Origin of the sequence: Paracoccus sanguinis (assembly GCF_900106665.1) — a bacterium.
Classification (GTDB): Bacteria; Pseudomonadota; Alphaproteobacteria; order Rhodobacterales; family Rhodobacteraceae; genus Paracoccus; species Paracoccus panacisoli.
On the sequence record NZ_FNNA01000002.1, the window covers coordinates 847,279 to 860,012 of the forward strand.

Consider the following 12,734-nt stretch of genomic DNA (forward strand, 5'->3'; position numbering starts at 1 on the left):
CAGGTGGCGCGTCGGTTCCAACGCGGGCACGCGGGGCCACCGGGGGTGGGGTGCCGGAAGGCGGAGACCGGGCGCGGCCGGGCAGTCGGACGGGAGCGGCATTGACGCGGGCTGCGGAGCGATCGGAAGGTCTGTGCCGGGTGGGGCGGCACGCGCGAGGGTGTCCTCGCCGCACCGCCAGATGCGCGGTCCCGCGGATGCGAGCGGCTCGCGAGAGCCTCATTCTTCCGCGAGGCCCTGGGGCGGCACCGGGGGCCGCGCATGAGAGCGAAATCAGAGCAGCTTGGGCAGCTCGCGCGGATCGCGCGGGCGCGGGCGGACTTGGAGTTGCGCCGCTATGCCGCCTGCCGGGCGCAGTCCGACGCGCTGCGCGCTCATGTCGAGGCGATCCGCGCGGAGCTCGCCGCCGCGATCGGGGCGCCCGTCGCGGACTCGGTGGACCAGTGGCGGCGGACCACGGCCCTCGTCGCCTACAGGGCCGGTGAGGTTCACCGCGCGGAAGGCGCGCTGGCCCGGATGCAGCCTGCCATCGACGCGGCCCGGGCGGCCGCTGCGCAGGCTTTTGGCCGAGCGGAGGCGATCAGCGAGCTTCGCTCCCTGCAGCGCAGCGCAGACGCTCAGTCGCGGGCAAGGCGGAGCGTATGAGGGCGTATGGCGAGGTCTGGCGAGGGGGGCAGGAGCCGTTGCGTCGGGCAACGCTCCGCGCCAACCTTTCGATTCCTGAACACGGCGTGATCAGTGGTCGCTCAGGCGACAACGGTCTTATCTTCTGGCCATCTTGTTGAGTCGCAGTCACCCACAGTTCTACGCTTTATTGCGTCGATCAGCCCTTCCCTGGTCAGGTCAAATTGGAGACGGGTTGGGGGGTGCGGCACCGGGAAGGTGCTCATTACCGCTCTTGCCGGGCGCCGGTGGGCGCCTGATTTTTCGGAGTTCTGTTCGGGTCACTCAGCCAGCCTTTTCTTCATTTGCCAGCTGAAGGCGGCAGCGAGGGTGGTTTGGAGAAGGTCGCGTCGGTCGGGGGCATCGGCCACCACTGGTCCCCGAGGAGGGCTAACCCAGTTGCCGAACAGGGACATTGAGTCGGGGTGACGGGTCAAGAGCATCAGTATCTACTCCCCCGGCCTTTTGCCCACCCTTTTGGCGGCAAATCCTGCCTCTGGTGGTCTCATCCCCGGCGGAAAAGCGGAGAGGCGGTTATGGAGGATGGTGAAGCGCTTATGGCGAGAAACATCGCTCGTACCTGCGCCAGCACGCGAGCATTCATTGCGCGCCGCGGCATCAATCTTGAGATCAATAATTTCAAAGCCGGTTCAAGTCCCGCACCCGAGATGCTGATGAAGGTCGCGTGTGATGCTCTCCAGAGGTTCGCGGGTCAAAGCACACGTGACTTTCGTGCCGGCCTGAAAAGGGCGCCCACCCTGCAGTCGTAATTGATGTCAAACCCGCACCCGAGGGGGAAGATCTCATTTGTGCCAGCCCCGTAGTACGGCGACGCGGTCAGCCGCACTGCGGAACCTCGGGCGACGTGTTGGTGAACGCCTCGCCGCCTTCCGGTCGCTCTACACTTGCGGGCCGCCAGCGCGACGGCCTCCTTTCCCTCAATTTGAACCGCAATGTGTCAGGTCACGCCGCAGGACGAGCGCATCGATCCCGTCGCCATAATAGCCGCGGCGGCGGCCCGCCTCGGACCAGCCGGTCGCGGCATAGAGAGCAATCGCGGTGGTGTTATTGGCGGCGACCTCGAGGAAGGCCGTATCGGCGCCTTGCGCGCGGGCGGTGGTGAAGAAGCGGGTGACGAGGGTGCGGCCCTGACCTCGCCGGCGCACGGCGGGGTCCACGGCTAGGGTGAGGAGTTCCGCCTCCGGCCCGATCACCCGTCCGAGGAGAAAGGCGGCGCCGTCCGTTAGAAGTAGGGATCCCGGCGCCTCGGACAGATTGCGGAACTCGGTCGCGCTCCATGGCCGGGGGCGGGTGAAACACAAAGCGTGCAACCGCGCGAGGTCGTCAGGGGTCATACGAGGATACCTAGCTGCGAGGGCAATGGGGAAACCCGTTGATGGGCACCGCCAATCGAAGTGGTGCATCGCTGACTGGACGCACCGGCGCCATGCGGCCGCGCACACAACCGATCCCAACGCTCATCTCGCCGTCTGCACGGTCACCGCCGAACCCCGGGCCGCCCATGCCGGGGGAGTAGCCGCGCCCCGCGCAAATCGAAAGAGGCAAGCCGACCCCAACGCCGCGCCAGCAACACCGGCGGCGCGTGGCGGCGTGGGGCGGCGTCTGTGGGGCGCAGGTAGAGCGGCGCCCTGCAGAAGCACAGCCCCGCTGATGCTGAGCCAGTCGCCGCGCCCCGCGTAAATCCAGTCCGGGCAGCCGACCCCAGCGCAGCGGCCTGCACACGCTCGACGCACCGCGCTCGGCCAAACCAAACCACCCTCCCAGTCACGCCAGCAACACCGGCGGCGCGTCGCGTGGTGGCGCGGCGTCGGCGGGACGCAGGTAGAGGGGCGCCGGTCGGGGCAGCGGCGCACCGTGGCCCAGGCGCCCGGCGGCGACGAGGGCGATGCCCACGGGCAGCGGCCAGCGCGGCGTCCGCGCCGCCGGCCCCGGCGGAAGCGTCCCGGCCGGGGCCAGCGCAGGGCCAGTGCCCGCCTCGGCGCCGAAATCCTCCCACACCACATCGTCGCCGCGCAGCGGGACGACGGCGCGGCAGGGCCGGGGATGACCGGCGGCGGCGGCCTCGGTGGCGGTGACGCCGATGGCGGGGACCTTCAGCGCCAGCGCCAACCCCCTCGCGGCCGCGACCGAGATGCGGATGCCGGTGAAATTGCCCGGCCCCACCCCCACGCCGATCGCCGAGAGCGCGGGCCAGTCGACGCCGGCCTCGCGCAGCACCGCCTCGAGCAGCGGCATCAGCGCCTCGGCCTGGCCGCGGGTCATCGGCAGGGTGCGGGAAGCGAGGACCTGCACCCCGGCGCCGTCGCCCAGAACGCCCCCGCCCGAGACGACGGCGGCCGCGCAATGCGCGGCCGATGTGTCGAACCCCAGGACGAGAGGGCCGGCGTCAGGCAACCGGACGGACCTCGGTCACCTCGGGGATATAGTGACGCAGCAGGTTCTCGATCCCCATCTTCAGCGTCAGGGTCGAGGACGGGCAGCCGGCGCAGGCGCCCTGCATGTGCAGATAGACCACCCCCCGGTCGAAGCCGTGGAAGGTGATGTCACCGCCGTCCTGGGCGACCGCAGGCCGCACCCGGGTGTCGAGCAATTCCTTGATCTGGCTCACGATCTCGGCGTCCGGCCCGTCGTGGGTCGCGTGGCCGCCGGCGGCCGGGGCGGCGCCGGTCTCGAGCGCCGGCTCACCGGACTGGAAATGGTCCATGATCGCGCCGAGGATCGACGGCTTGATCTGGTCCCAGATCGCCGCGTCACCCTTGGTCACGGTCACGAAGTCGGACCCGAGGAACACGCCGGTCACACCGGGCACGGCAAAGATGCGGCGCGCCAGCGGGCTGGTGCCCGCCGCGGTGGCCGCGGGAAAGTCGGCGGTGCCGGAGGCCAGCACCGTCTCGCCGGGCAGGAACTTCAGCGTCGCGGGGTTCGGCGTGGTCTCGGTCTGGATGAACATCGGCGGCTCCTCATGCCTGACCGATATGGTTGCCCGCACCCGGCTTCGTCAAGCCCGCAGCAGCGGCAGGCCGGGTTGCCGTCAGGTGATCTCTTCCAGCCGCTCGCGGGTGATGTCGCCGGGCACGATGGTCAGCGGACAGGGCAGAAGGGCAAGGTCGCGCATCAGCCGGGTGATCAGCGGCCCCGGCCCGCCGCTGCCCGAGGCGGCGGCCAGCACCACCACCCCGATGTCGGCGTCGTCAGCGATCTGGGCCAGCAGCTCGCCCCCCGGGTCGCCCTCGCGCACCACCAGCTCGGGCTCGATCCCGGGGCGGTCGCGCATCCACTTGGCGTAGACCTCGAACTGCGCCTCGATCCGGTCGCGGGCCTCGGCGCGCATGACCTCGGCCACGCCGAAGCCGTGCTGGATCTCGGCGGCCGGGATCACCGACAGGACCTGCACCCCGCCCGCGGTCGAGGCCGCACGAAGGGCCGCATAGCGGATCGCGTTCAGGCATTCCTTGCTGTCGTCCAGCACCACCAGAAACTTGCGCATCGCCCGACCACTCCCCGCCGTTATCCGCCTGCCTGCCGGGGGCGCGCGGTGGCGCGCCGGGCGACAGGCCGGCCCGACAGCGTGACAAATGCGCCCCAGCCGCGCAAGGGTCACGAACAATTCGGTGCGCGTCGCGTTTTCATTGGCGTGCCTCTGTGTTAATCGCCCGTTAACCGGCCGGGAGTCTGGACGCGTGACGATCCATCATGACTGGAATGCGACCGAAGCGGTCGGGATGCGTCCCGTCCGCCCCGGCGTGTGTCCGGATGACTGGGTCGCCGATCACCGCGCCGGCATGACCTGGTCGAAGCGGCTGTTCGACATCGTCTTCGCGCTGCTGCTGCTGATCCCGCTGTCGGTCGTGATGCTGGCCGTGGCCACGATCCTTGCGATCTACGAGGGGCGGCCGATCTTCTACGTGTCCGAGCGGATGCGCGCGCCGGGCGAGGCCTTCAACCTCATCAAGTTCCGCACCATGGCGCAGGTGGACGAGGACGCGGGGGCGACCGGCGCTCACAAGGCGTGGCGGATCACCCGGCTGGGCAAGTTCCTGCGGCGCACGCGGATCGACGAACTGCCGCAGCTCTTCAACATCCTGCGCGGCGACATGAGTTTCGTCGGGCCGCGCCCGCCGCTGCGCGAATATGTCGAGCGCTTCCCGCGCCGCTATTCCGAGGTGCTGCGGACGCGGCCGGGCGTCACCGGCCTCGCCACGCTGATCTATCACGCCCACGAGGACCGCATCCTCGCCAAGTGCCACACGGCCGAGGCGACCGAGGCCGCCTATTACCGCCGCTGCATCCCGACCAAGCTGCGGCTCGACCGCATCTACCAGCGGCGGCGGACGCTGGGGCTGGATCTCTGGATCATCGCCAACACGGTGATGACCGTCATCCGCCCGGGCTGGGTCCGGCGACGCTGATCCCGGCGAAGGGGTCGTCGGGGTAGTCCACCCCGCTCAGATACAGTCCCGAGGGCGGGCAGACCGGCCCGCAGGCCGCCCGGTCACGCGCGGCGAGCGCCTCGGCCACGCGCGCGGGCGGCCACGCCCCCTGCCCCACCCGTTCGAGCGTGCCCACGATCGACCGCACCTGATTGTGCAGGAACGACCGCGCGGCGAGGTGGAAGCGGTATTCGGTCCCGCGCGGCACGGGATGGGCGGTGATCTCGATCCGGTCGAGCGTCTTGATGGGGCTCGCCGCCTGACACATGGTCGAGCGGAAGGTGGTGAAATCGTGCCGCCCGAGCAGATGCGCCGCGCCCGCCTGCATCGCCGCAAGGTCCAGCGGATGCGTCACCTGCCAGACCCGCCCGCGGTCATGGGTGGCCGGCGCGCGCCGCGACAGCAGGCGGAAGAGATAGCGCCGCCCGGTGGCGGAGAAGCGGGCGTGAAAGTCGTCCCCCACCCGCGCCGCCGCCAGCACCGCGACCGGGGCGGGCTTCAGATGCCAGTTCAGCGCCTCGGAAAGCCGGAACGGGTCCCAGTCACGCACCAGGTCCGCGTGGGCGACCTGCGCCGTGGCGTGGACGCCCGCATCGGTGCGCCCGGCCGCCGCCACCCGCGCCCCGGCCGCGAAGCCGGGGTCGAGCCTCGCCAGCGCCGCCTCGAGCGCGCCCTGCACCGAGGGCTGGTCGGCCTGCGCCTGCCAGCCTGCGAACGGCCCGCCGTCATATTCGATCCACAGCGCGAAACGGGGCATGGTCAGCGCGAGCGGTCGCGCAGGCTCTCGCGCAGCTTCTGGCCGAAGGTCTCGGCGGCCGTGGGCTCGGACCGCGCCTCAAGCGCGGGGCGGGCGGGAGCGTCGGGCGCGGGGCGGACGCCCTCGCGGGCCAGCCGGTCGCGCAGCACCTCGATCTCGATGTCCATGTCGGTGCGCCCGCCCTCGTGCAGCCGCTGGGCCAAGGCCGAGAAGCTTGCCTCGAGATCGGCCAGCAGCGCCTCGTAATCCGCAAGCGCCCGCGGGTCGCGGGTCTGGGCGTAGAGGTCGGCGAACTTGATCGTCGCGTCGCGCGCCCCCTCGAGGTAGACGCCGAGATAGCGCCGCGCCGGCGCGAGCCCGCCGGGGTTCTGCTCGACCTGCTCGAAAAGCTGCCGGGCGGTGGCCGCGAAGAGCCCCACCCGCGCCTCGAGCCGCCGGTCGCCGGTCCGCAGGATCGCCTGCGACATGGCGCGGAGGTTCGCCTCGGCCGCCTCGACCATGCGCGCGGCGCGGTCCTGCTGGAAGGCGTCCACCCCCTCCATCCCCTTGTCGGTCATCGGGTCCGGGCCGAAGGCGAGCCAGTGCAGCACCGCCCCCGTCACCCCCATCACCGCCGCCGGCGCGAAGCTGCCCGGCTCGGCGGTGCCTACGGCCAGCCCCAGCCCGGTCAGGATGCCGCCGAAGAGCTTGCGCGGGATCGCCGGGCGCCGCGCCACGCGGCGGGCGTCATAGGCGGCCTCGGCCTGCAGCCCCTCGCGCGTAAGCCACATCGCCCCCGCGGTGATCCCGAAGGCGGCGAGGTTCGCGGCCATGCCGACCGGGTCGTGGAACGGCGCGGCGAGCAGGAAGGGCGTGGCCATCGCCGTCACCCACGAGGTGCGCGACTCGTAGGGGTGGCGCAACCGCTCGGGCGGGCGAGGCAAAGCGCCGCCGGTCTGCCCCGGGACGGGCGAGTGCGGGCCGCCGAACCGACGCGCCATCAGCCCAGCCCCAGCGAGGCGTAGAGCGTGACGCCCATCAGCAGGAAGAACGACAGGCGCTGCATGGCGCGACGGGACATCGGCGGACCTTTCCTTGCGGCTCGGGCCGCCCGGCCGGGCAACCCTCCGGCCATCGGCCGGTGCGCTGCGAATATGGGGGATCGGCGGGGTGGGGAAAAGGGCACCGACCCCGCGGCAGGTCTGGATTGCGGTGCCGGCCCCGGTTGCCGCGCCGCGCCGGGCGGGCGATGATCGGGCATGGCCGACCCGCATCTGCGCCCCGAACTCTTCCTGCGCCTCTACCTTGCCCCCGACGCGATGCTGGGGCCGGGCAAGGCCGCGCTGCTGGCGGGGATCGACCGCACCGGCTCGATCTCGGCGGCCGGGCGCGCGATGGGGATGAGCTACAAGCGCGCCTGGTCGTTGGTCGAGACGATGAACGCGATGTTCGAGGCCCCGCTCGTGGACAGCGCCCGCGGCGGGCCGGGCGGCGGCGGGGCGACACTGACCGAAACCGGGCAGCGCGTCCTCGCCCTCTACCGCCGGATCGAGGCGGACGCGTCCGCCGCCGCCGCCCCCTCGGTCGCGGCGCTCAAGGCGCTGCTGCGAGGGCAGGAGGCGTAATGGAACGCGTCTCCCCGGCCGCTGGGCGCAGCACCCATGCAAACGCCGGCCCCGTGCAGAGCCCCGCGCTCGCTCTCGGTAGGCGCGTTCGGCCGACATGAGCGCCGTGGTCTTCGATCTCGACGGGACGCTGGTGGACAGCGCACCCGACATGCACGCGGCGATGAACCGGGTGCTGGCGGCGCGCGGTCAGGCGCCGCTGTCGCTCGACCGGGTGCGCGGCTTCGTCGGCGACGGGGTGCCGATGCTGGTGCGGCGCACGATGGCGGCGGTGGGCGCCGAGGAGGCGGGCTTCGACGACTGGCACGGCGACTACCTGACCCGCTACGGGGCCGAGGTCTGTCTGCTCACCCGTCCCTACCCTCGCGTTCTCGACGCGCTCGACGCCGTGTCCGGCGCCGGATCGCGGCTGGGCATCTGCACCAACAAGCCGCAGCGCCTGGCCGAAGCGCTCGTTGCGGCGCTCGGCCTCTCGGGGCGCTTCGATGCGCTGGTGGGCGGCGACACGCGCTTCGGCCGCAAGCCCGCGCCCGAGGGGCTGCGCGAGGTCGTCCGTCGCCTGGGCGGCGGGCCCGCCGTGATGGTCGGGGACAGCCGCGCCGATGCGCAGGCGGCGCGCGCCGCCGGGCTGCCGGTGCTGCTCTACACCGGCGGCTACCGCAGCCACAGCGTCGAGGAGATCGCGCCCGACGCCACCTTCGACGACTGGTCGGAGTTGCCGGGTCTGGTGCGGGATGCGCTGGGTGGGTGAACGCGGCGGCTGACAGGGTGCCCGCTGCCCGCAGAGGCACCGCACGTCGCTTCAGGGTCGGGGATTGGAGCGGGTGATGGGAATCGAACCCACGTATTCAGCTTGGAAGGCTGCTGCTCTACCATTGAGCTACACCCGCGCCCGCCCGGACTAGCGCAGCCCCGCCTGCGGCGCAACCCGGCCTGCGGCGCAACCCGGGCGGCGTGCGGCGCGTCGCGCAGGCTCTCACCGGCGCAACCGAGGTCGGCGCGCTTGACCGCTCGCATGGCTGCGGGCAGTCAGGGCGCCATGATCGACGTCCGCCCCGTGATCCACGCGATTTCCAAGCTCGCCATCGTCATGGGCGTGATGATGGCCGCGCCGGCGGCGGTGGACTGGTCGGCGGGCGCCGCGAGCTGGCGGATCTTCGCCGCGACCGGCGCGGGCACGGCGCTCGTCGCCTGGATGGTGATGCTCGCCACACGGCATGAGGGCCGCACGCTGACGCTCGAGCAGGCGTTCCTGCTGACCTCGGGCCTGTGGCTGGTGCTGCCGGTCATCGGGGCCATGCCGATCCGCGCCGCGGTCGCCGGCGCCGGCTTCACCGACGCCATGTTCGAGGCGATGTCCGGCCTCAGCACCACCGGCGCCACCGCCTTCCCCGAACTCGGGGCGCTGAGCGACGGGGTGCATCTCTGGCGCGGGCTGCTGCAATGGTCGGGCGGGCTCGGGATCGTCGTGGTGGCGATGGTGTTCCTGCCGGTCATGCGGGTCGGGGGGATGCAGTTCTTCCGCTCGGAAGGGTTCGACACGATGGGCAAGGTCATGCCGCGCGCGGGCTCGATCGCGGCCGAGATGACCGAGCTCTATCTCGGCATCACCATCCTCTGCGCGATGATCTATGCCGGGCTGGGGATGAGCGGGTTCGACGCGGTGATGCACGCGCTCACCACCTGCTCGACCGGCGGGTTCAGCAACCTCGACGCGAGCTTCGGCGCCTTCATCGGCGCGCCCGAGGTTGCCGCGACGGTCTTCATGATCCTCGCCTCGCTGCCCTTCGTGCGGATGGTGCAGGCGATGCACGGCGATTTCGCGCCGCTGTGGCGGGACAGCCAGATCTGGACCTTCCTCGCCATCATCGCCGTGGTCTGCACGCTGATCGTGATCTACCAGTCGCTGTGGCTGGACGTGCCGCCGTCGCCGGGCCTGCTGCGGGAGGTGGCCTTCAACGTGGTCACGATCATGACCGGGACCGGCTATGCCTCGGTCGACGTGACCCAGTGGGGGCACCTGCCCTTCGTGCTGCTGATCACCGTGGGGCTGATCGGCGGCTGCACCGGGTCCACCTGCTGCTCGGTCAAGGTGTTCCGCTATCAGGTGCTGTTCCAGGCGCTCAGGGCGCAGCTCGCGCAGATGCAGTCGCCGAACCGGGTGCGGCTCTTGAGTCTGCAGGGGCGGCGGCTCGACCCCGAGGTGGTCAACTCGGTCATGGCGCTGTTCACGCTGTTCGTGCTGACCTTCGGGGTGCTGATCGTCGGGCTGGCGCTGACCGGCCTGCACCCGCGCACGGCGCTGACCGCGGCCTGGACCGCCATCGCCAACGTTGGCCCGGCCTGGGGCCCCGAGGTCAGCGGCAACGGCAGCGTGGCGAACTTTCCCACGACCGCCAAGTGGCTGATGATCGTGGGGATGTATCTCGGCCGGCTCGAGCTGATCACCGTCTTCGTGGTGCTCATGCCGCGGTTCTGGCGGCAGTAGTCAGTTCGCCGGGGCCGGCGGGGTGTCTTCCGCATGGGCCTCGCCCGCGGCGGCGGCGTCCGTCGCCGCGCCCGAGGCCTCTGCCGCAGCCGGCTCGGCCGCTTCGGGGACCGCGGTGGGGGCGAGGCTGTCGAGCATCTCGCCCGCCACCCGCGGCTGGTCGGCGGCATCCATCTTGGGCCAGATCAGCACCACGCCCTCGACCCGGCCGTTTTCGACCCGCGCCTCGGCCTGGCCGATGTGGGTCTCGTTCTCGCCCTTGAGGCGGGCGTGGCCGGGATCGATCTTGCGCTCGGGCGCGGGCACCCAGCCCAGCGCGGTGACGAGGCCGGTGAAGTCCAGCATCTCCTGCTGCCCGCCCGGCGCGGCATAGAGGATCAGCGCCGCGCCCGAGCCGTCCTTCGGCCCATAGATCGACATCCCCTGCTCGTTGCGGTCGAACTGCAGCCGGTCCATCGGCGCCATGACCGACAGCCCGGTCTGCGGATCGTCCAGCCGCGTCAGCCCCATCTGCGCGTTCCACGCCACGCGCCGGTCGATCAGCGCCTGCATGGCGCTGGCGGCATCGGGGGCGGCGCGCAGGCCGAGGACCTCGGCGGCGATGGCGGCCTGGGTCTGCGGGCCGTCCTTGCCGTCGATGCGGCCCTCATAGTGCCCCGCCCAGCGCAGCGCGCGCTGGATGTCGATCAGCGCCGGCATCTCGGCCGTGCCGGGCCCGGGCAGGTCGATGGGCTGGCCGGCGTCGATCCCGGTGCCCAGCTCGGACGCCGGCAGCACCGCGCCGGGGCGGCCCACCCGTTCCGCATTGCGGAACGCGGTCAGCCATGCCGCCGCCGCCTCGGGCGCCAGCGGGCCGAGGGTGATCGCATAGCCGCCGTCCGGCTGCTGGTAGAGCCCGGCCTCGGGGAAGTCGCTGCGCCAGGTCTGCAAGGCGGTGTCGGCGGCCTCGCGCGTGTCGAAGCGCTGGAGGCGGAGGTAGTCGCCGGGGGCCGGGGCGGTGAGGGTGACCGCTGGTCCCGCGCCGTTGGCCGGGGCGGCCGGTTCGGTGTCCGCAGGCGGCGTGTCCGTGGTCGGATCGGTCGCCTCGGGAGCGTTCGCCGCGACGTCGGTCGCGCCCGCCTCGGTCGCGGTGGCCTCGCTCGCGGGCGGCTGGGCCGGACTGTCGGCGGCGGCCTCCGGGCTCGCTGCCGCTTCCGCACCCGGCGCCACGAAGGTCGAGGCACCCGCCGCCGGGTTCCCCCCAGCCATACCGTCCGCCGCCATCCCCTCGGCCGCCCCGGGCTCAGCCGGCGCCGCACCCGCGTCGGGCGCCACCGCTGCCACGACCTCGGCCGGGGCGGGGGCGATGAAGCTGTCGCCGGGGATCTCGCCCGCCGCCTTCAGCCGCGCCATCTCGGCCTCGGCGGCGGCACGCTCCATCGGGCCGAGGCCGATGCCGGTCCAGCCGCCCGGCAGTTGAAACGCCACGACATTCGGGAACCGGCCCGCCCAGGCGGCGATCGCCGCCTCGCTCTCGACGCCGCGCTTGGCCTCGATCCTGAGCACCACCGGCTCGGCCAGCGCGGGTGCCGCGACCGACAGCGCCACGACGACGGGCAGGGTGGCGGTCATCAGTCTGGCAAGCGTGCGCATCGGGCGTCCCCATCAGGTGCGGGCAGATTGACCCGCCCCCGGCCGCATCCTATGAGCGGCCTGCATTCGCGCCAGTTATGCGAAAGGACGCCGCCATGACCAGCCCCCAGCCCGCTGCGGCCGCTTCACAACCGCGTCCCCCCTCGCCCGCCGAAGCGAACCGGCCGCGCTGCTTTCAGGACGTGATCCTGCGGCTGCAGAGCTATTGGGCGGCCACCGGCTGCGCGATCCTGCAGCCCTACGACATGGAGGTCGGCGCCGGCACATTCCACCCGGCCACCACCCTGCGCAGCCTCGGGTCGCGCCCCTGGGCCGCGGCGTATGTCCAGCCCTCGCGCCGCCCCACCGACGGGCGCTACGGCGAGAACCCGAACCGGCTGCAGCACTACTACCAGTATCAGGTCATCATCAAACCCTCGCCGCCGGACCTGCAGGACCTCTATCTCGGCAGCCTGCGCGCCATCGGGCTCGACCCGCTGGTCCATGACGTGCGCTTCGTCGAGGACGACTGGGAAAGCCCGACGCTCGGCGCCTGGGGCCTCGGGTGGGAGGTGTGGTGCGACGGGATGGAGGTGTCGCAGTTCACTTATTTCCAGCAGGTCGGCGGCCACGACTGCCGCCCGGTGTCGGGTGAGCTGACCTACGGGCTCGAGCGGCTGGCGATGTATGTGCTGGGCGTGCAGCACGTCATGGAGATGCCGTTCAACGACCCCGATGCGCCGATCCCGCTGACCTACGGCGACATCTTCCGCCAGACCGAGCGCGAGTATTCGCGCTGGAACTTCGAGCAGGCCGACACGGCGATGCTGTTCCAGCACTTCAAGGATGCCGAGGCCGAGTGCGACCGCATCCTGACTGCCCCCGAGGAAGACGCCGCCGGGCGCCGCATCCCGATGGCCCACCCGGCCTATGACCAGGCAATCAAGGCGAGCCACCTCTTCAACCTGCTCGACGCCCGCGGGGTGATCTCGGTCACCGAGCGGCAGGCCTATATCGGCCGGGTCCGGGCGCTGGCCAAGCGCTGCGCCGACCTGTTCGTGACGACCGAGGCGGCGACCGGCGTGGCCGGTGACGCGCGCGCCGCCGGAGCGGACGGCGCGGCCACGGTGGCGCCGTCGGCAGCCGATGCCGGGCCGGAT

The 12,734-nt window shown here is 71.9% G+C and carries 13 protein-coding genes, 1 tRNA gene and 1 pseudogene; 6 read left to right on the forward strand and 9 right to left on the reverse strand.

From position 1 onward, the window contains the following. Positions 1-327: 327 nt before the first annotated feature. On the forward strand, positions 328-645 hold the full coding sequence (locus BLW17_RS10595; RefSeq protein WP_139305978.1) for a hypothetical protein: 318 nt from the start codon (positions 328-330) through the stop codon (positions 643-645). A 956-nt stretch (positions 646-1,601) separates the two neighbouring features. Here the strand turns inward: BLW17_RS10595 and BLW17_RS10600 are convergent. The 4 genes from BLW17_RS10600 to BLW17_RS10615 all read right to left on the reverse strand — a co-directional run bounded on the left by BLW17_RS10600 (position 1,602) and on the right by BLW17_RS10615 (position 4,171). Next, positions 1,602-2,018 carry a GNAT family N-acetyltransferase gene (locus BLW17_RS10600; protein ID WP_036734891.1) on the reverse strand — a complete coding sequence of 139 codons (417 nt, stop codon included), beginning with the start codon at positions 2,016-2,018 and terminating at the stop codon, positions 1,602-1,604. Between the two features lie 430 nt (positions 2,019-2,448). Further along, positions 2,449-3,078, reverse strand: coding sequence for a tRNA (adenosine(37)-N6)-threonylcarbamoyltransferase complex dimerization subunit type 1 TsaB (gene tsaB, locus BLW17_RS10605; protein ID WP_036734892.1), 630 nt, complete (start codon positions 3,076-3,078; stop codon positions 2,449-2,451). Then, the gene (locus tag BLW17_RS10610) at positions 3,071-3,634 is read right to left on the reverse strand and encodes a NifU family protein (protein ID WP_036734901.1); all 564 of its coding nucleotides are present in this window, start codon (positions 3,632-3,634) and stop codon (positions 3,071-3,073) included. Before BLW17_RS10610 ends, tsaB begins: the two co-directional genes overlap by 8 nt. A gap of 81 nt (positions 3,635-3,715) precedes the next feature. Then, the gene (locus tag BLW17_RS10615; RefSeq protein ID WP_036704707.1) at positions 3,716-4,171 is read right to left on the reverse strand and encodes a universal stress protein; all 456 of its coding nucleotides are present in this window, start codon (positions 4,169-4,171) and stop codon (positions 3,716-3,718) included. A gap of 295 nt (positions 4,172-4,466) precedes the next feature. Here BLW17_RS10615 and BLW17_RS10620 point away from each other — a divergent pair, with 295 nt between their 5' ends. Further along, the gene (locus BLW17_RS10620; protein ID WP_036708488.1) at positions 4,467-5,093 is read left to right on the forward strand and encodes a sugar transferase; all 627 of its coding nucleotides are present in this window, start codon (positions 4,467-4,469) and stop codon (positions 5,091-5,093) included. Here BLW17_RS10620 and truA read toward each other — a convergent pair. From truA to BLW17_RS18815, 3 genes are read right to left on the reverse strand one after another with little or no spacing between them, the layout of a single operon-like run. After that, the gene (truA, locus tag BLW17_RS10625; RefSeq protein ID WP_036734903.1) at positions 5,062-5,871 is read right to left on the reverse strand and encodes a tRNA pseudouridine(38-40) synthase TruA; all 810 of its coding nucleotides are present in this window, start codon (positions 5,869-5,871) and stop codon (positions 5,062-5,064) included. The two genes, BLW17_RS10620 and truA, sit on opposite strands and share 32 nt — an antisense overlap. Positions 5,872-5,873: 2 nt before the next feature. Then, a complete protein-coding gene (locus tag BLW17_RS10630) occupies positions 5,874-6,851 on the reverse strand; it encodes a 5-bromo-4-chloroindolyl phosphate hydrolysis family protein (RefSeq protein WP_081969182.1) in 978 nt (325 codons plus the stop codon). Next, entirely contained in the window at positions 6,851-6,985 is a 135-nt protein-coding gene (locus BLW17_RS18815) for a hypothetical protein (protein ID WP_269429093.1), read from the reverse strand. The genes BLW17_RS10630 and BLW17_RS18815 overlap by 1 nt, the downstream gene beginning before the upstream one ends. A 124-nt stretch (positions 6,986-7,109) precedes the next feature. On the opposite strand from BLW17_RS18815, the gene BLW17_RS10635 reads away from it, so the two are divergent. After that, positions 7,110-7,475, forward strand: coding sequence for a winged helix-turn-helix domain-containing protein (locus BLW17_RS10635; protein ID WP_036734904.1), 366 nt, complete (start codon positions 7,110-7,112; stop codon positions 7,473-7,475). 97 nt (positions 7,476-7,572) lie between these two features. Further along, positions 7,573-8,226: a phosphoglycolate phosphatase gene (gene gph / locus BLW17_RS10640; protein ID WP_036734905.1), complete on the forward strand. Its 654-nt coding sequence runs from the start codon at positions 7,573-7,575 to the stop codon at positions 8,224-8,226. A gap of 65 nt (positions 8,227-8,291) precedes the next feature. On the opposite strand, the gene BLW17_RS10645 is transcribed toward gph, so the two are convergent. Further along, a tRNA-Gly gene (locus BLW17_RS10645) sits at positions 8,292-8,365 on the reverse strand. 149 nt (positions 8,366-8,514) lie between these two features. Here BLW17_RS10645 and BLW17_RS10650 point away from each other — a divergent pair. Next, positions 8,515-9,963, forward strand: a complete 1,449-nt coding sequence (locus BLW17_RS10650; RefSeq protein ID WP_036734907.1) for a TrkH family potassium uptake protein — start codon at positions 8,515-8,517, stop codon at positions 9,961-9,963. On the opposite strand, the gene BLW17_RS10655 is transcribed toward BLW17_RS10650, so the two are convergent. Further along, positions 9,964-11,574, reverse strand: coding sequence for a peptidoglycan-binding domain-containing protein (locus BLW17_RS10655; protein WP_211656936.1), 1,611 nt, complete (start codon positions 11,572-11,574; stop codon positions 9,964-9,966). 116 nt (positions 11,575-11,690) lie between these two features. Here BLW17_RS10655 and BLW17_RS10660 point away from each other — a divergent pair. Then, positions 11,691-12,647: pseudogene (locus BLW17_RS10660) on the forward strand (glycine--tRNA ligase subunit alpha); the annotation flags it as partial. Positions 12,648-12,734: the final 87 nt, after the last annotated feature.